Raw genomic sequence first — 12,927 nt, forward strand, 5'->3', positions numbered from 1 at the left:
TACCGAATTACTATAGTGCTTAATGCTAAATTTTTCGTTTTTAACTGTGTTTATTCACAAACGACGCCGTTTTAGGGCAAAGCTTAGCTTCAACATTAAGTTGATGTATTGGAAACCCATACTCGCAAAGCTTCTGAAAAGATCTATTTTTCGATGCTTGCGAGGGTTTCAAAGCTCATAAAAAATCTGTGTAATAGGGTTTTAAGTTGCGCGTCAGGCATGAACCTTTTAAAAAACACAAGGCTAAAATGCGAAGGGAGCTAGCCTATGGGTTAGCTTCTAAGCATGGTATAGTTTAGTAACCTTGTTTAATTTAGCAATTAGTATACTTTTGGTTACTGGTCGCTCTTTTAAAGGACATGAATGAAAACTGAAATTAAAACAGATGCCAAGGGTAAAAAAACGGTACTAAATACGTGTACTGAACCCTGTGCTATTGAGCGTGGAATGCGGTTAATAGGTGGAAAGTGGACAGGCTCAATCATCTATCATCTTAAAGATGAACCGGTTCGCTTTAACGACTTGTGCAGAATGCTTGGTGGTGCAAGCCGTAAAATGATCGATCAGCGCCTAAAAGAACTTGAAAACAATGGGATGGTTTTGCGCAGCGTTATTGATACCCGACCCATTGCTGTCACTTATAGTCTTACTGAATTTGGTCGCTCTGCGTTAGACATACTCGAACAGCTTCGCGTGTGGTCTGAAAGTCACTCAGATAATTAAAACGAATGCCTATGCGGTGCGTTCGTGATGCACCGCTTCTTTTAGGCCTACTTGAAAGGCCAGATTCTATAAAACATATCTAAGCCTTTTTCTTAGGGACATTTTTTAGCGGAAAAATAAAACTAATCTATAATTAGTTATACGAAAGTATAAGCTGTGATCATATTGTGTGATTACTCACTTAAGAGGCGATGGAATGCAATCACGTAAGGGGGCTAAGCCCCATGTTTGAAAAGACTTTTCACTTCTGTCCTGTGGGCTTAGCCCACGTAAGTATTGACGGAAGCTTTATACGTGTTAACAAGAAACTTTGTGATTTCTTGGGGTACGCTGAAAAAGAGCTTACAAAACTTACTTTTCAAGAGTTAACCGCACCAGAATATTTAGATGAAGATCTCGATTACCTTGAAAATTTGTTGAAAGGTAAAATTGACACCTATTCGCTAGAAAAACGTTACATAAGGCGAGACGGCGAGTATGTGTGGGCGAAGCTCACCGTTTCTCTTGTCAGAGATAAAACTAACAACCCCGATTATTTCATTTCAGTGGTTGAAGATATCGACGATAAAAAGCGTATTCAGTCAGAGCTTTTTCAAATCGATGCATTATTTAGCAAAATAGTCAGCGCTTTTTCAGATAGAACCTTCATATGGGTGGCCACGCCCGACCTTGGCAAAATGCAGTACGTCAATGATGGCTATGAGAACATTTTTGGTCGCAATGAGTACGAACTATACTGCCATCCAATGCGATTTCTCGATTATGTTCACGAAGATGACAAAGCCAGAGTGTTGAAAGTATTCAACCGTCGACCACTTCAAAATTGGGATATTCAATATCGGATCTATGACTCGAAAGGTGAAATAAAGTACCTTCACGATAGAGGAAGTCTTATATTCGATGATAGAGAAAGAGAATCCCGTATTCTGGGTACGGCAGATGATATCACGCGTGAGAAAGTTCAACAGCAAGCGCTAATGAGTGCTGTAACCAAGCTAGAGCACCTTTCAAAAACTGACTCCCTCACAGGGCTGGCCAACAGACGAGAAATTTTTAGTCAGTTAAGTGATGAGATAGCGCGAATGGATAGAGGTCAACAAACCTCCACCCTTGTGTATATAGACCTTAATAAATTTAAAGAAATAAACGATAAGTACGGTCACAAACTTGGAGATAAGGCCTTAGTCACATTCTCAGAGTCAATGAGCCAGCTACTAAGGGATAGTGACCGGTTTGGCCGTATTGGTGGCGATGAGTTCGTTATTTTGCTCTATGGAACAAGTGGGAAGGAAGCAGAAGCATTTTTTGAACGAGCTGCACAGTGCAAGTTTCAAATAAAGGTAAGCGAAAGCGAAGTTGTCCCTATCGAATATAGCGTGGGGTGGGTCGAGTGGCATGAAGATATAACTTCGGTTCAGGAGTGGTTAGACCGAGCTGACGAGGAAATGTATGGAAAAAAGCACTGTCGGCAAGCCGAAATAATAATTGATAAAGCGGTATAGGTAAGTAGAGCGTACCTACACCGCTTTTCGGTGAGCCTATCGTTTCTGTGCAAACCATTTAGCGATGTCCTGACGCTCGGCATCAGTCATCTGGGTTTTGTTTAAAAACGGCATATCCTTGGTCACCGTGGTTCTGCGAACCAGCTGCGGTGCAAACCGCTCAATGTCTTCCCATGTATCGAGCACCACGCCCAATGGGGCAACTTTGAAGATATCATCCGTTGGCGTTCGTGAATGACAGCTCACGCAGTGTGTCGCCACCAAACTCGCCACCCTCTCATCACTAACCACCATGCTAGTGTGTGAGTCACCGTTTTCATTACTCATTCCATCTCGATTAGATGAGGTATGCATTGCATCGAGCTCAGCATTATTTGGCGAATGGGCAGTGTCATGACTAAACGTTGTCTCTAAAGAAGATTGCGGCCAAGACACCCACAGTGCTATCGCGAGCATCGCTGCTGCACCAGAAACTAAAATACTTGGTTTAGTGGTGCCCACGTGACGCAAATTAAAGAAATGTCTTATCCACGCAGCTGTCGCCATGATGGCAATAAGTACCAGCCAGTTTTGTGAGTGCTGGTAAGTCATGGGATAGTGATTGGAAATCATGATAAAAAGCAGGGGTAAGGTGAAATAGTTATTATGCACCGAGCGCAATTTAGCGCTTGCTCCCCAGCTTGGGTCAATGTCTTTTTTATCTGCTACAGCTGCCACCATCTTGCGCTGGTTCGGCATAATATTAAAAAACACGTTACCAGCCATAATAGTGCCGATAAGTGCACCAACGTGGATATAGGCGCCGCGACCGCTAAACCACTGAGTAGACAGGTAGCTAACAACGCAAATAAGCGCAACTAATCCAATGCCGAAGGCGAGTGGGTATTTTGCCAATGGACTACGACAGGCAAGCTCGTACAAGGCGAGACCACCAAAGATTAACCCTAACCCCAAAGATATTGCCGTGGCTGGCGACATGGCATTGACCGATGGGTCTATAAGGTAGGCGCTGGCTCCAAAGTAGTAAACGATAATAAGAAGGGCGAAGCCCGATAGCCAAGTCGTATAGGCTTCCCACTTAAACCAATGCAGGGTCTCTGGCATTTTCTCTGGGCCATAAGCGTACTTGGCGACTTCGTAAAATCCTCCGCCATGAATAGCCCATAAATCGCCTTTGATCCCCTTGTCTTGCTTCCACTTTGGTGGCGTACGTAAGTTATTGTCCAGCCAAATAAAGTAAAACGATGCGCCAATCCACGCCACACCTGCGATGACGTGAAACCAACGTACAAATAAACTAATCCAATCTAGCCACGGCATTATTATTCTCCTTATTTAGGGTATATAGCCCTACTGTAGCCTGTTACTTTAATCTTCTTTTTTATAGCGGCAGGTTCCGTTTATCCACGTTTGGTCGATAGCACGGTCGTCACCTAAAATACTCAACGCAAAAAATACGTCATCAAACTCAGCGTCTTCTTTTATTCTTAAGCGCGTCAATTCATCGAACCTGGGCTCAACAACAATAAAGTCGGCAGTAGACCCTGGATTTAAATTGCCTATTTCATGATCAAGGGCATGAGCCACGGCGGCACCTTGAGTCATCAGATAAAATCCTTCTAACGGGCTGATGGGCTCATTACGTAATTGACTGACCTTATAAGCGTCGCCATAGGTTTTGAACATATTAAATGTAGTGCCCGCGCCCACATCGGTAGCCATAGCAACATGAACATTATTGGCCCGTGCCGCGGTCATATCAAAAAGGCCGCTGCCTAAAAATAAGTTCGATGTTGGGCAAAAGGCAATAGTTGCACCACTTTCCCCTAATCGCGCCCATTCAGTAGGCGTAAGGTGAATACCGTGTCCGAAAACGGAACGCTCTCGCACTAAGTTATATTTGTCATAGACATCTAAATAACCATCAGCTTGAGGGAACAAGCTTTTTACCCATGCAATCTCATCTAAATTTTCAGATAAATGCGTTTGAATAAAAACGTCGGAATACTGCTCGGCAAGTTCACCTAGCGCAGCAAGTTGGGCTTCTGTGCTGGTGGGAGCGAAACGAGGGGTTAGTGCATAACGGCTACGGCCTTTGTTGTGCCAAGTTTCTATGAGCTGCGCACTATCTGCTTGTGCAGTTTCAGCGTTGTCGCGAAGCTCGCTAGGACAGTTTCTGTCCATACACACTTTGCCTGCCACAATCGCCATATCAATCTCACTCGCTGCGCTAAATAGTGCATGGCAGCTTTCCTTATGTACGGTGGTAAAAACAAACCCAGTGGTGGTGCCATTTCTCAATAGCTGGTTTAAAAAAACGTTGGCTATAGTTGTGGCGTGTGCACTATCTGCAAACTGCATCTCTGTGGGAAACGTGTAGTTTTCGAGCCAGCTCAACAGCTGTTCTCCATAGTGAGCAATGCTCTGGGTTTGAGGATAGTGCAGGTGACTGTCTATCAAACCCGGTAATATCCATTTGCCCGAAAAGTCGGTCACAGTGGCGGCTGGATAGCGCTCAGCTATTACGTGAAATTCGCCAATGTCTTGTATTTCGTTGTCATTAACTAACAAACCACCGTCTTTAAAAATAGCGATGTCATTGTCGAACTGAGTAGTTTGTTTTGGAAAGTGCGCAATGCTTGCACGAAAAAGCTGCATATATACTAGCTGCCTCTGTAGCTGCTGAACCCAAAGGGAGAAATAAGCAATGGCACGTGATAGTGGCCGCCATTCTCAGTAAGTTCAAACGTGATATCAATATGTGGGTAAAAACTGCTGCCGTGGGTTTCGATTAAATACGACTTGCAGTGAAATCTCAGGTTGTAAATGCCTGCAGGGAAGCCACTGTCATCGACTAGCCCCCAGTTTTTAAAACGGCCATCATTATCCGTCTCACCTGACAGCGTGCTGCCATCAGGCAGCGTTAACGTTAATGCAATGCCTTTCGCAGGTTTGCCTAATGTTGTATCTAGAACGTGACTTGAAAGGGTATTCATACGTAATTCCTTAATCCTATTCTTCTGCGCGTCTAGCTAGCGTGCATTATAAATCTCGTCGCATAGCTAAAAGAGTTTAGATGATCACTATTAATCCAGCGCTTTGTTAATTCGAAGCAAGGTTATTTTAATTTGTTCTGCTGCGGCGTTACTCATCTCTTCTTGAGTTGAGTTAGGAAGGCGTGCCTGCAATGCTTCTAGCATGGTGAGCGCAGAAAGACCGGTTGCGCAAATAATAAAAATAAATCCGTGCTTTTCCAGATAAGCGTGGTTGGCTTCTTTTAGCTGATACAATACAGACTCTGACGCACTGGCTGTTCCTGACTGTTCGCCAGCGGCAATTTCTTTAGTGTTAGCAAACTTTTTGCGAAGAGAATCTACATCACCAATCATAGGGTGTGCGGTAAATGCTTCAAGATAATCATCGTGACTGCATTTTGCCCATGCTTTTTTTGCCTGTTCAGTCAGCGCCTCAACATTTTGATAAGGGCGGGCGTTGACCATGTGGTAAATCCACACTTTTGACGCGCAGCACTGTTCAAACCATGAAGACGCGTCGTCAGCGTTTAGTTCGTTTACATCATTTAACGTCACTGATTGTGCTCCTCTTTTTGCTATTGCTTAAGGCTTGTTCTTTTCTTTGACCTGCTTCGTTAGCGTTTGCAGACGTGGCCCTGACGTCGGAGGGCGCGCTATCAGCGCCTTTTGAGTCATCCACTGCTACCGACTTATCATCGTGAAGCCTTGCAATTAATTGGGCTGCAATAGAAACGGCAACTTCAATAGGTTGTTTGCCCGGAATATCGCGATTACCAATAGGCGTGACAAGTCGCGATAGTGCACGTTCGTCAAATCCTCGCTGGATAAGCTTTGTCATAAAACGTTTAGCTTTCGTGTCTGAGCCAATTAAACCTACAAATGGCAAAGACGGAAGCTTCAATGCCTGTTCCGTAATGCGATAATCAAGCTGGTGATCATGGGTTAATATGACAAGCCAGCTGTTTTCATCAAGATGCCTCACTTCGCTTTCTGGCATTTCCTCCACCACTTTTTGAACATTGGCGGGTAGCAACGGGGGGAACAAATCATCACGACTGTCTATCCAAGATATGCGCACAGGAAGTTGTGCCAAAATAGGCACTAGGGCTTTTGCTACATGTCCTGCGCCAAAAATGGCGATATGCTGTTGATGCACATTGCAAACGTCAAACAGTACTTTTACTGCACCACCGCAACACTGACCTAACGCACTGCTTAGTGGATAGCTGTGCAGTTCCGTGCATGGCTTGCCTTTGGCCAGAAATTCCCGTGCTCTTGCAATCGCATCAAATTCAAGATGCCCGCCACCTATAGTGTCAATGCTGGTTGAAGCGGTAACCACCATTTTGCTTCCCGTTTCACGGGGGGTCGAGCCAGCCGTATTTACAACGGTAACCAATACGTAGCCTTCGTTGCGCTCCTGGCATTCGGCAATTGCCTCATGCCAGTATCTAGCGCGAAAAGAGGTAGCCGCTCTCGTCATGCACCACCGCCTCGGCTATCAGCCTGCTGAATGGCAGCTACGGCGTTTAAAACGCGCTCAGGTGTAGCTGGAGTATCTAGCTGCGGGTCGATGGTGTAGCCTGATAAGCTTGAAATCGCGTCCTTTAGCGCACACCAAACCGATATCGCTAGCATGAATGGTGGTTCACCCACGGCTTTTGAGTGATAGATACTGTCTTCAGCATTTTTTCTACCAAATAGCTTCACGTTAAATTCCTTTGGCGTATCGCCAATGGCAGGAATCTTATATGTGGCCATGTTTTCGCTAATTAATTTGCCGTTTTCGTTCCACTTTAAGTCTTCTGTGGTAAGCCAGCCCATTCCTTGAATAAATGCGCCCTCTATTTGACCAATATCAATGGCAGGGTTAAGACTGTTGCCCACATCGTGTATCACGTTCACTTTATCAACCGTGTATTCGCCGGTAAGTGTATCGATAGAAACCTCGCTCATCGACACGCCATAAGCAAAGTAGAAAAACGGTCTGCCTTCACCGGTATCGCGGTTGTACTGAAGTTTAGGTGTCTTGTAAAAGCCGCTTGAAGACAAAGATACCCGTGCAAAATACGCCTGTTGAACAAGCTCTGGAAAACGTATTCGGTGTTCACCTAAAGCCACGTAACCATTGCTGAATTGAACGTCTCCCGCCTTCGCTTCTTGATCAAGGCTTTTCGCAAAGCATTCCGATAAACGTGCTTTAAGCGTGATACACGCGTTTTGGACGGCTTTACCGTTTAAGTCTGTTCCGCTCGACGCTGCCGTTGGTGATGTGTTGGGTACTTTGTCGGTTCGCGTAGCGGTCACTTCAATCATGTCCAATTCTACGCCGAACTCGTTCGCCGCGATTTGGCCTATTTTTGTGTGCAAACCTTGACCCATCTCGGTGCCGCCATGGTTTACCTGAATGCTCCCGTCCGTGTAGATATGAACCAGCGCTCCAGCTTGGTTAAGGTGTTTGGCGGTAAAGGAAATGCCAAATTTAACCGGCGTTAATGCAATCCCTTTCTTAATTACTGGGCTTTCTCTGTTAAATGCACTAATCGCTTCTCGACGCTGCCAGTAATGGGCGCTCTCTTCTAATTCGCCAATCATTTCTGGCAAAAGGTTGTGCTCAATTTCCATACCATAGGGCGTGGTAGTACCCGTTGTAGGTCCATACAAATTGCGCTTTCTAACTGAAAGAGGATCGCTACCGATGGCACGAGCAATTTTATCCATCATAGCTTCCGCCATGATCATTCCCTGAGGGCCACCGAAGCCGCGATAAGCGGTATGTGACACCATGTTAGTTTGCAGCCTGTGACCCGTGATGTCGCTATCACCAAGGAAGTAGCCGTTGTCTGCATGAAACATGGCTCTATCTACAATCGCATCAGATAAGTCAGGAGAGTGCCCACATATACCATTTATCGTCATGCGGGTGGCGTTAATTTTACCTGTACTATCGAACGCTATATCAAAAGAATTTTCAAAGGGGTGGCGTTTACCCGTTACATGCATATCGGTAAAGCGAGGAAGGCGAAGCTTTACTGCACAATTATTGCGGTGCGCTAGTAACGCTGCAATACAAGCCCATTGTGCCGCCTGCGTTTCTTTTCCACCAAAACCACCGCCCATTCTTCGCATGTCTACCATTACGCGGTGCAACTTTACGTCTAGTACCTCGGCAACTAGCTTTTGAACTTCGCTTGGGTGTTGGCTGGAGGTGTAGATTTTCATGCGATCTTCTTCATCAGGGATCGCGAGGCTTACTTGACCTTCTAAGTACATATGTTCTTGGCCGCCAATGCTAAGCGAACCCGATGCATGATGCGTAGCGTTAGCGAAAGCGTCATCAACACGCTCAGAGTGTTGGCCGAATTTATGTAATGGGCGTACAAACGTCTGCTGCCTATGAGCTTCATCTGCACTAAGTACTGGCGCGACCTCAGTGACATTAATCTCGCCCTTTAAGGCTGCTTGGCGCGCCAACGTGACTGATGTGGCCAGTACGGCAAACACCGGCTGGCCGAAAAACTTAACTTCGCCATTAGCAAGTAAGGGATCGCCCTCAAAAACGGGGCCGATGTCTTTATGCCCGGGAACATCTTCAATAGTTACCACGTCAACCACGCCTTCACTTTCACGCACAGCGTTAAGGTTTATGCTGTTGATGGTGCCTTTAGCACATTGGCTTAAGCCAACCGCGGCGTAGAGCGTACCTTGCGGTTCAACGATATCATCAACGTAGTTAGCACTGCCTTGAACTTGGCGCTCGGCACTTTCATGTCTTTTTGACGTGTGAACGACGCCTTGATTTTTGTTTTCGTCTTCTGAGAAAGGGGTGTTAATTAACTTACGCATGTTGCACCACTCGTGTTTCTATTTTGCTTACCGACTGATGCTCTAACCAGAAGCGATGCCACAAGTTGGCTAAAACTGTTTTGCGGTACTCGGCGGTGGCGCGCACATCGTCTATGGGCGAGAAGGCATCAAACAGTATTTGCTTACCTAAGTTCAAGCACTCTTTGCTAGAAAATTGTTTACCAATAAGTGCGCTTTCAAGCGCACTGGAGGTTATCGGTGTTGCCGCTACGCCACCAAAACCACTGCTAATCGCTTCTATTTTGCCATCCTCAATGGTGACATTAAACACGGCACATACCGCCGAAATATCATCTTCAAATCGCTTGGAAATTTTATAAGCGGCCAACACTTGATTAGATTGTTTTAAGGGAATTTCTATGGCGCTGATCCACTCACCATGTGCTAATTGTGTTTCGCGATAACCAGTAAAGAACGCGCTAATAGGAACGGTGCGCTTTTCATTGCCATTGTCCAAATGCAGCGTTGCGTTCAGGGCGAGTAAAAGGGGCGGCATGTCCCCAATAGGTGAAGCATTCGCCACGTTTCCACCAATGGTTGCCTGATTACGAATAGGTAAGGACGCAAAGCGTGTGACGAGTTCTGCCACTTGTGGAAAAGATCCTAACAAGTCAGGCGCGACATCACTGAGCGGAAGCGCTGCACCAAAAACGATAGAATGCTCATTTTTGGTGCGTTGTTTAAGTGCATCAATATGTGTCAGGCTAATTAAGGTATCGACTTTTTTTAGCTGCTGTGTGAACTGCAAACTTAGGTCAGTGCTTCCTGCTACTAACTGCGCATCTGGATAGGCGGCAATCAGCGCTTTTAATTCTTCGCGAGAGGACGGTGTATGAATGTTGCCTGTACCCGTTGGGGCAGTGCGCTCTAGCGACTTTAATGTAGCCAACGTTTTTTCTTGGGCAGCGGTAAATTTATCGTTTGGCGCGCTTTCACATACCGCCATTGTGGCATCGATAATAGGGCGATAGCCGGTGCATCGACACAAGTTGCCAGATAATGCATGAAGTACGTCATCTCTATCGGGCTTACTATCACTATGATACAGCGCAAACATAGACATGATGAAACCAGGGGTACAAAAACCACATTGGGAGCCGTGATGTTCAACTAAAGCCTGTTGAACAGGATGCAAGTGTTTACCATCGCTTAAATGTTCAACAAATATTAGCTGTTTACCGTGTACTGCACTCATTAGCGTAATACAGCTATTCACCGTTCGATAGTGAAGCTTGGTTCCATTATTCGTAGTTACAGGCTCCGTAAGTACAACAGTACAAGCGCCGCAGTCACCTGCCGCACAACCTTCTTTAGTGCCTGTTTGTTTACGATGTTCGCGTATAAATTGCAGAAGGGTGAGGTCGGCTCGCGCTTCATTAATCTCAACGATATCGTTATTTATTAGAAAGCGAATCATACTCACACCTTCTTTCTATGTTCATTCTTGTATCCGTTAATATAGCTGTATTTTTTCAATAAAAGTAGACCATATGGTCAATTTTTTGCTTATAAAAAAAGGCCGGGTTATAAAAGGCCAAGATTTTGCACAAATAAGTAGAGGGTAAATAAACGCTTCAGCCACCCTCTTTTTTGCATAGTTAATAAAGACAAGGCAAGATTCGTGCAAGGTTTTACAAAAATGCATAAGTCGAGCTTTGGTATAATAAACACCTTAGTTGAGTGGCGTGTATACTCTGTAGCATCGCGTTATCAATAAATGCTAACCTATCGAAATACATGCAGCATTTGTTGGACCTGTGTGCTTGCAAGGTAATTTGCAAAGGAATTAAAAGAATAATGATGAAGGTAAAAAGTGTCGACGCTGGCGTTGGCGCTATGAATAGAAGAAAGATACTCCAAGCCGCCGAGAAGTGCTTTGCGCAATTTGGTTTTAAAGGAACTGCCGTTCAAAAGATTGCCGACGAAGCAGGGCTGCCAAAAACTAACGTTTTATATTACTTCAAAACCAAGCAAGAACTTTATGTTGCAGTTCTAGAAGAAACCCTGTCACTCTGGAACTCGCGTTTTGATAAAGCCACGGTAGAAGATGATCCGGCAGAGGTATTGGCAAATTACATTGCTGAGAAAATGGAAGTATCGCGAACCCATCCTATGGCTTCAAAAATTTTCGCGATGGAAATAATAAACGGTGCGCAAAATCTCAGTGGATACTTTGACGAAGAGCACGCACTTTGGATGAAAGGACGACTCGCCGTCATTGATGCGTGGGTTAACGCGGGTAAGCTTCCTCCCATTGAAGGTGAATATTTACTTTACACCATCTGGGCAAGTACCCAGCACTATGCTGACTTTTCTGCGCAAATCACTCGTCTTCGCGGTAAAAAAATGACAAAAGCGGATTTTGAGGACGCCACAAGGCAGGTTGTTAAGCTAGTGCTCGGCGGTTGTGGGTTGTCTGTGCCTGAAAGTTTCGAGGTGTAGTATGACAGAGTCTGTATATCCTCGTGATCTCGTTGGATATGGCCAACATGTCCCCCATGCGAACTGGCCGGACGGAGCAAAAATAGCCGTTCAGTTCGTATTAAACTATGAAGAAGGCGGTGAAAACTGCGTACTTCATGGCGACGAGGCTTCAGAGATTTTCTTGTCAGAAATTATTGGCGCACAAGCTTATAAAGACCGCCATTTAAGTATGGAATCAATTTATGAGTATGGTAGCCGTGCAGGATTTTGGCGCTTGCATCGCTTGCTCAATAAATACCAAATCCCTGTTACTGTCTTTGGGGTAACCATGGCTATGCAGCGTCACCCAGATGCCGTAAAAGCCATGATGGATTCAGGATGGGAAATTGCGAGTCATGCCATGCGCTGGATACATTACCAAGACATGAGTGAGGAGCAAGAGCGCAAACAAATAGACGATGCGATTATGCTTCACGAGCAATTAACAGGTGCGAAGCCTGTAGGCTGGTACACAGGAAGAACGAGCCCGAATACGCTTAAACTAATCGCAGAAAGAGACGATATTTTATATTGCGCTGATTCTTACGCTGATGATTTGCCCTATTATGACTGCCATTACAGTAAGCCACTGTTGATGGTACCGTACACGCTAGATACAAATGATATGCGGTTTGCAACGCCTCAAGGGTTTAATAGTGGGGAGCAATTCTTTACCTACTTAAAAGATGCCTTTGACATCTTGTATGAAGAGGGGAATGAAGCGCCAAAAATGTTGTCCATCGGTTTGCATAATCGCATTGTAGGTCGACCTGCGCGTATGGCCGCCCTTAAACGCTTTATCGAATACATCAAATCTCATGATAAGGTGTGGATAGCTACGCGAGAGCAAATTGCACGTCATTGGTTAGCTAATCATCCTAAAGAGGGTAATGACAAGCCGCATATCTAGCGTTTAAAGTACGCGGATACATTCGAAGTATACTGAACAAATGTTCGTGAGTTTGATAGGTCGCTTGCGGATTTGCTTTACAAAGGACAAAAACATGAAAACAAAACTAGCCATTATTGCTTTAAGTGCACTAGCCCTGACAGCGTGCTCGAAGCTGACGAAAGAAAACTACGATAAGTTAGAAATGGGGATGACTCAGGACGAAGTTGAAGCCATTTTAGGGTCTGCCGACAACTGTGGCAAAACAATGGGCACTATGGCATGTACTTGGGGTAACGAAGACAGCAAGCATGTGAAGATTGTATTCATGGGCGATAAAGCGGTTACCTTCACCTACGATGGACTTAAGTAGGCGTGTAGCCTGCGTTATACCAATCTTAAAAGAGGTGGCTTAGAAGCCACCTTTTTTTGTATCCAACGGATAGTA

General features: G+C 45.1%; 12 protein-coding genes. 5 read left to right on the forward strand and 7 right to left on the reverse strand.

Features of this window, described 5'->3' with window-relative positions:
• Nucleotides 1-363: 363 nt before the first annotated feature.
• Together C6Y39_RS08860 and C6Y39_RS08865 are read left to right on the forward strand one after the other, a co-directional pair.
• Nucleotides 364-723 carry a winged helix-turn-helix transcriptional regulator gene (locus tag C6Y39_RS08860; protein ID WP_105930922.1) on the forward strand — a complete coding sequence of 120 codons (360 nt, stop codon included), beginning with the start codon at nucleotides 364-366 and terminating at the stop codon, nucleotides 721-723.
• A gap of 224 nt (nucleotides 724-947) precedes the next feature.
• Nucleotides 948-2,225, forward strand: a complete 1,278-nt coding sequence (locus C6Y39_RS08865; RefSeq protein WP_105930923.1) for a diguanylate cyclase — start codon at nucleotides 948-950, stop codon at nucleotides 2,223-2,225.
• Nucleotides 2,226-2,261: 36 nt separating this feature from the next.
• Here C6Y39_RS08865 and C6Y39_RS08870 read toward each other — a convergent pair whose 3' ends face one another.
• From C6Y39_RS08870 to xdhA, 7 genes are all read right to left on the reverse strand, one after another.
• Complete coding sequence (locus C6Y39_RS08870; protein WP_105930924.1) at nucleotides 2,262-3,545, reverse strand: urate hydroxylase PuuD; 1,284 nt, start codon at nucleotides 3,543-3,545, stop codon at nucleotides 2,262-2,264.
• A 48-nt stretch (nucleotides 3,546-3,593) separates the two neighbouring features.
• Complete coding sequence (gene guaD / locus C6Y39_RS08875) at nucleotides 3,594-4,883, reverse strand: guanine deaminase (RefSeq protein WP_105930925.1); 1,290 nt, start codon at nucleotides 4,881-4,883, stop codon at nucleotides 3,594-3,596.
• A gap of 5 nt (nucleotides 4,884-4,888) precedes the next feature.
• Nucleotides 4,889-5,221, reverse strand: a complete 333-nt coding sequence (uraH, locus tag C6Y39_RS08880) for a hydroxyisourate hydrolase (RefSeq protein ID WP_105930926.1) — start codon at nucleotides 5,219-5,221, stop codon at nucleotides 4,889-4,891.
• A 90-nt stretch (nucleotides 5,222-5,311) separates the two neighbouring features.
• The gene (gene uraD, locus C6Y39_RS08885; RefSeq protein WP_105930927.1) at nucleotides 5,312-5,815 is read right to left on the reverse strand and encodes a 2-oxo-4-hydroxy-4-carboxy-5-ureidoimidazoline decarboxylase; all 504 of its coding nucleotides are present in this window, start codon (nucleotides 5,813-5,815) and stop codon (nucleotides 5,312-5,314) included.
• Nucleotides 5,802-6,743, reverse strand: a complete 942-nt coding sequence (xdhC, locus tag C6Y39_RS08890) for a xanthine dehydrogenase accessory protein XdhC (RefSeq protein WP_105930928.1) — start codon at nucleotides 6,741-6,743, stop codon at nucleotides 5,802-5,804. Before xdhC ends, uraD begins: the two co-directional genes overlap by 14 nt.
• Complete coding sequence (gene xdhB, locus C6Y39_RS08895; protein ID WP_105930929.1) at nucleotides 6,740-9,106, reverse strand: xanthine dehydrogenase molybdopterin binding subunit; 2,367 nt, start codon at nucleotides 9,104-9,106, stop codon at nucleotides 6,740-6,742. The genes xdhC and xdhB overlap by 4 nt, the downstream gene beginning before the upstream one ends.
• Nucleotides 9,099-10,544: a xanthine dehydrogenase small subunit gene (gene xdhA / locus C6Y39_RS08900; RefSeq protein ID WP_105930930.1), complete on the reverse strand. Its 1,446-nt coding sequence runs from the start codon at nucleotides 10,542-10,544 to the stop codon at nucleotides 9,099-9,101. The genes xdhB and xdhA overlap by 8 nt, the downstream gene beginning before the upstream one ends.
• Nucleotides 10,545-10,924: 380 nt before the next feature.
• On the opposite strand from xdhA, the gene C6Y39_RS08905 reads away from it, so the two are divergent.
• The 3 genes from C6Y39_RS08905 to C6Y39_RS08915 all read left to right on the forward strand — a co-directional run bounded on the left by C6Y39_RS08905 (nucleotide 10,925) and on the right by C6Y39_RS08915 (nucleotide 12,852).
• The gene (locus tag C6Y39_RS08905) at nucleotides 10,925-11,569 is read left to right on the forward strand and encodes a TetR/AcrR family transcriptional regulator (RefSeq protein ID WP_105930931.1); all 645 of its coding nucleotides are present in this window, start codon (nucleotides 10,925-10,927) and stop codon (nucleotides 11,567-11,569) included.
• Between the two features lies 1 nt (nucleotide 11,570).
• Complete coding sequence (puuE, locus tag C6Y39_RS08910; protein WP_105930932.1) at nucleotides 11,571-12,500, forward strand: allantoinase PuuE; 930 nt, start codon at nucleotides 11,571-11,573, stop codon at nucleotides 12,498-12,500.
• Nucleotides 12,501-12,594: 94 nt separating this feature from the next.
• Nucleotides 12,595-12,852 carry an outer membrane protein assembly factor BamE domain-containing protein gene (locus C6Y39_RS08915; RefSeq protein WP_105930933.1) on the forward strand — a complete coding sequence of 86 codons (258 nt, stop codon included), beginning with the start codon at nucleotides 12,595-12,597 and terminating at the stop codon, nucleotides 12,850-12,852.
• Nucleotides 12,853-12,927 lie beyond the last annotated feature (75 nt).

Origin of the sequence: Alteromonas gracilis (genome assembly GCF_002993325.1) — a bacterium.
Taxonomy (GTDB): Bacteria; Pseudomonadota; Gammaproteobacteria; order Enterobacterales; family Alteromonadaceae; genus Alteromonas; species Alteromonas gracilis.

Excerpts from the sequence above, each read along its gene's own strand:
- C6Y39_RS08860 (WP_105930922.1), top strand. The coding sequence starts at position 364 with ATGAAAACTGAAATTAAAACAGATGCCAAGGGTAAAAAAACGGTACTA.
- C6Y39_RS08865 (WP_105930923.1), top strand. The coding sequence starts at position 948 with ATGTTTGAAAAGACTTTTCACTTCTGTCCTGTGGGCTTAGCCCACGTA.
- C6Y39_RS08870 (WP_105930924.1), bottom strand. The coding sequence starts at position 3,545 with ATGCCGTGGCTAGATTGGATTAGTTTATTTGTACGTTGGTTTCACGTC.
- guaD (WP_105930925.1), bottom strand. The coding sequence starts at position 4,883 with ATGCAGCTTTTTCGTGCAAGCATTGCGCACTTTCCAAAACAAACTACT.
- uraH (WP_105930926.1), bottom strand. The coding sequence starts at position 5,221 with ATGAATACCCTTTCAAGTCACGTTCTAGATACAACATTAGGCAAACCT.
- xdhC (WP_105930928.1), bottom strand. The coding sequence starts at position 6,743 with ATGACGAGAGCGGCTACCTCTTTTCGCGCTAGATACTGGCATGAGGCA.
- xdhB (WP_105930929.1), bottom strand. The coding sequence starts at position 9,106 with ATGCGTAAGTTAATTAACACCCCTTTCTCAGAAGACGAAAACAAAAAT.
- xdhA (WP_105930930.1), bottom strand. The coding sequence starts at position 10,544 with ATGATTCGCTTTCTAATAAATAACGATATCGTTGAGATTAATGAAGCG.
- C6Y39_RS08905 (WP_105930931.1), top strand. The coding sequence starts at position 10,925 with ATGATGAAGGTAAAAAGTGTCGACGCTGGCGTTGGCGCTATGAATAGA.
- puuE (WP_105930932.1), top strand. The coding sequence starts at position 11,571 with ATGACAGAGTCTGTATATCCTCGTGATCTCGTTGGATATGGCCAACAT.
- C6Y39_RS08915 (WP_105930933.1), top strand. The coding sequence starts at position 12,595 with ATGAAAACAAAACTAGCCATTATTGCTTTAAGTGCACTAGCCCTGACA.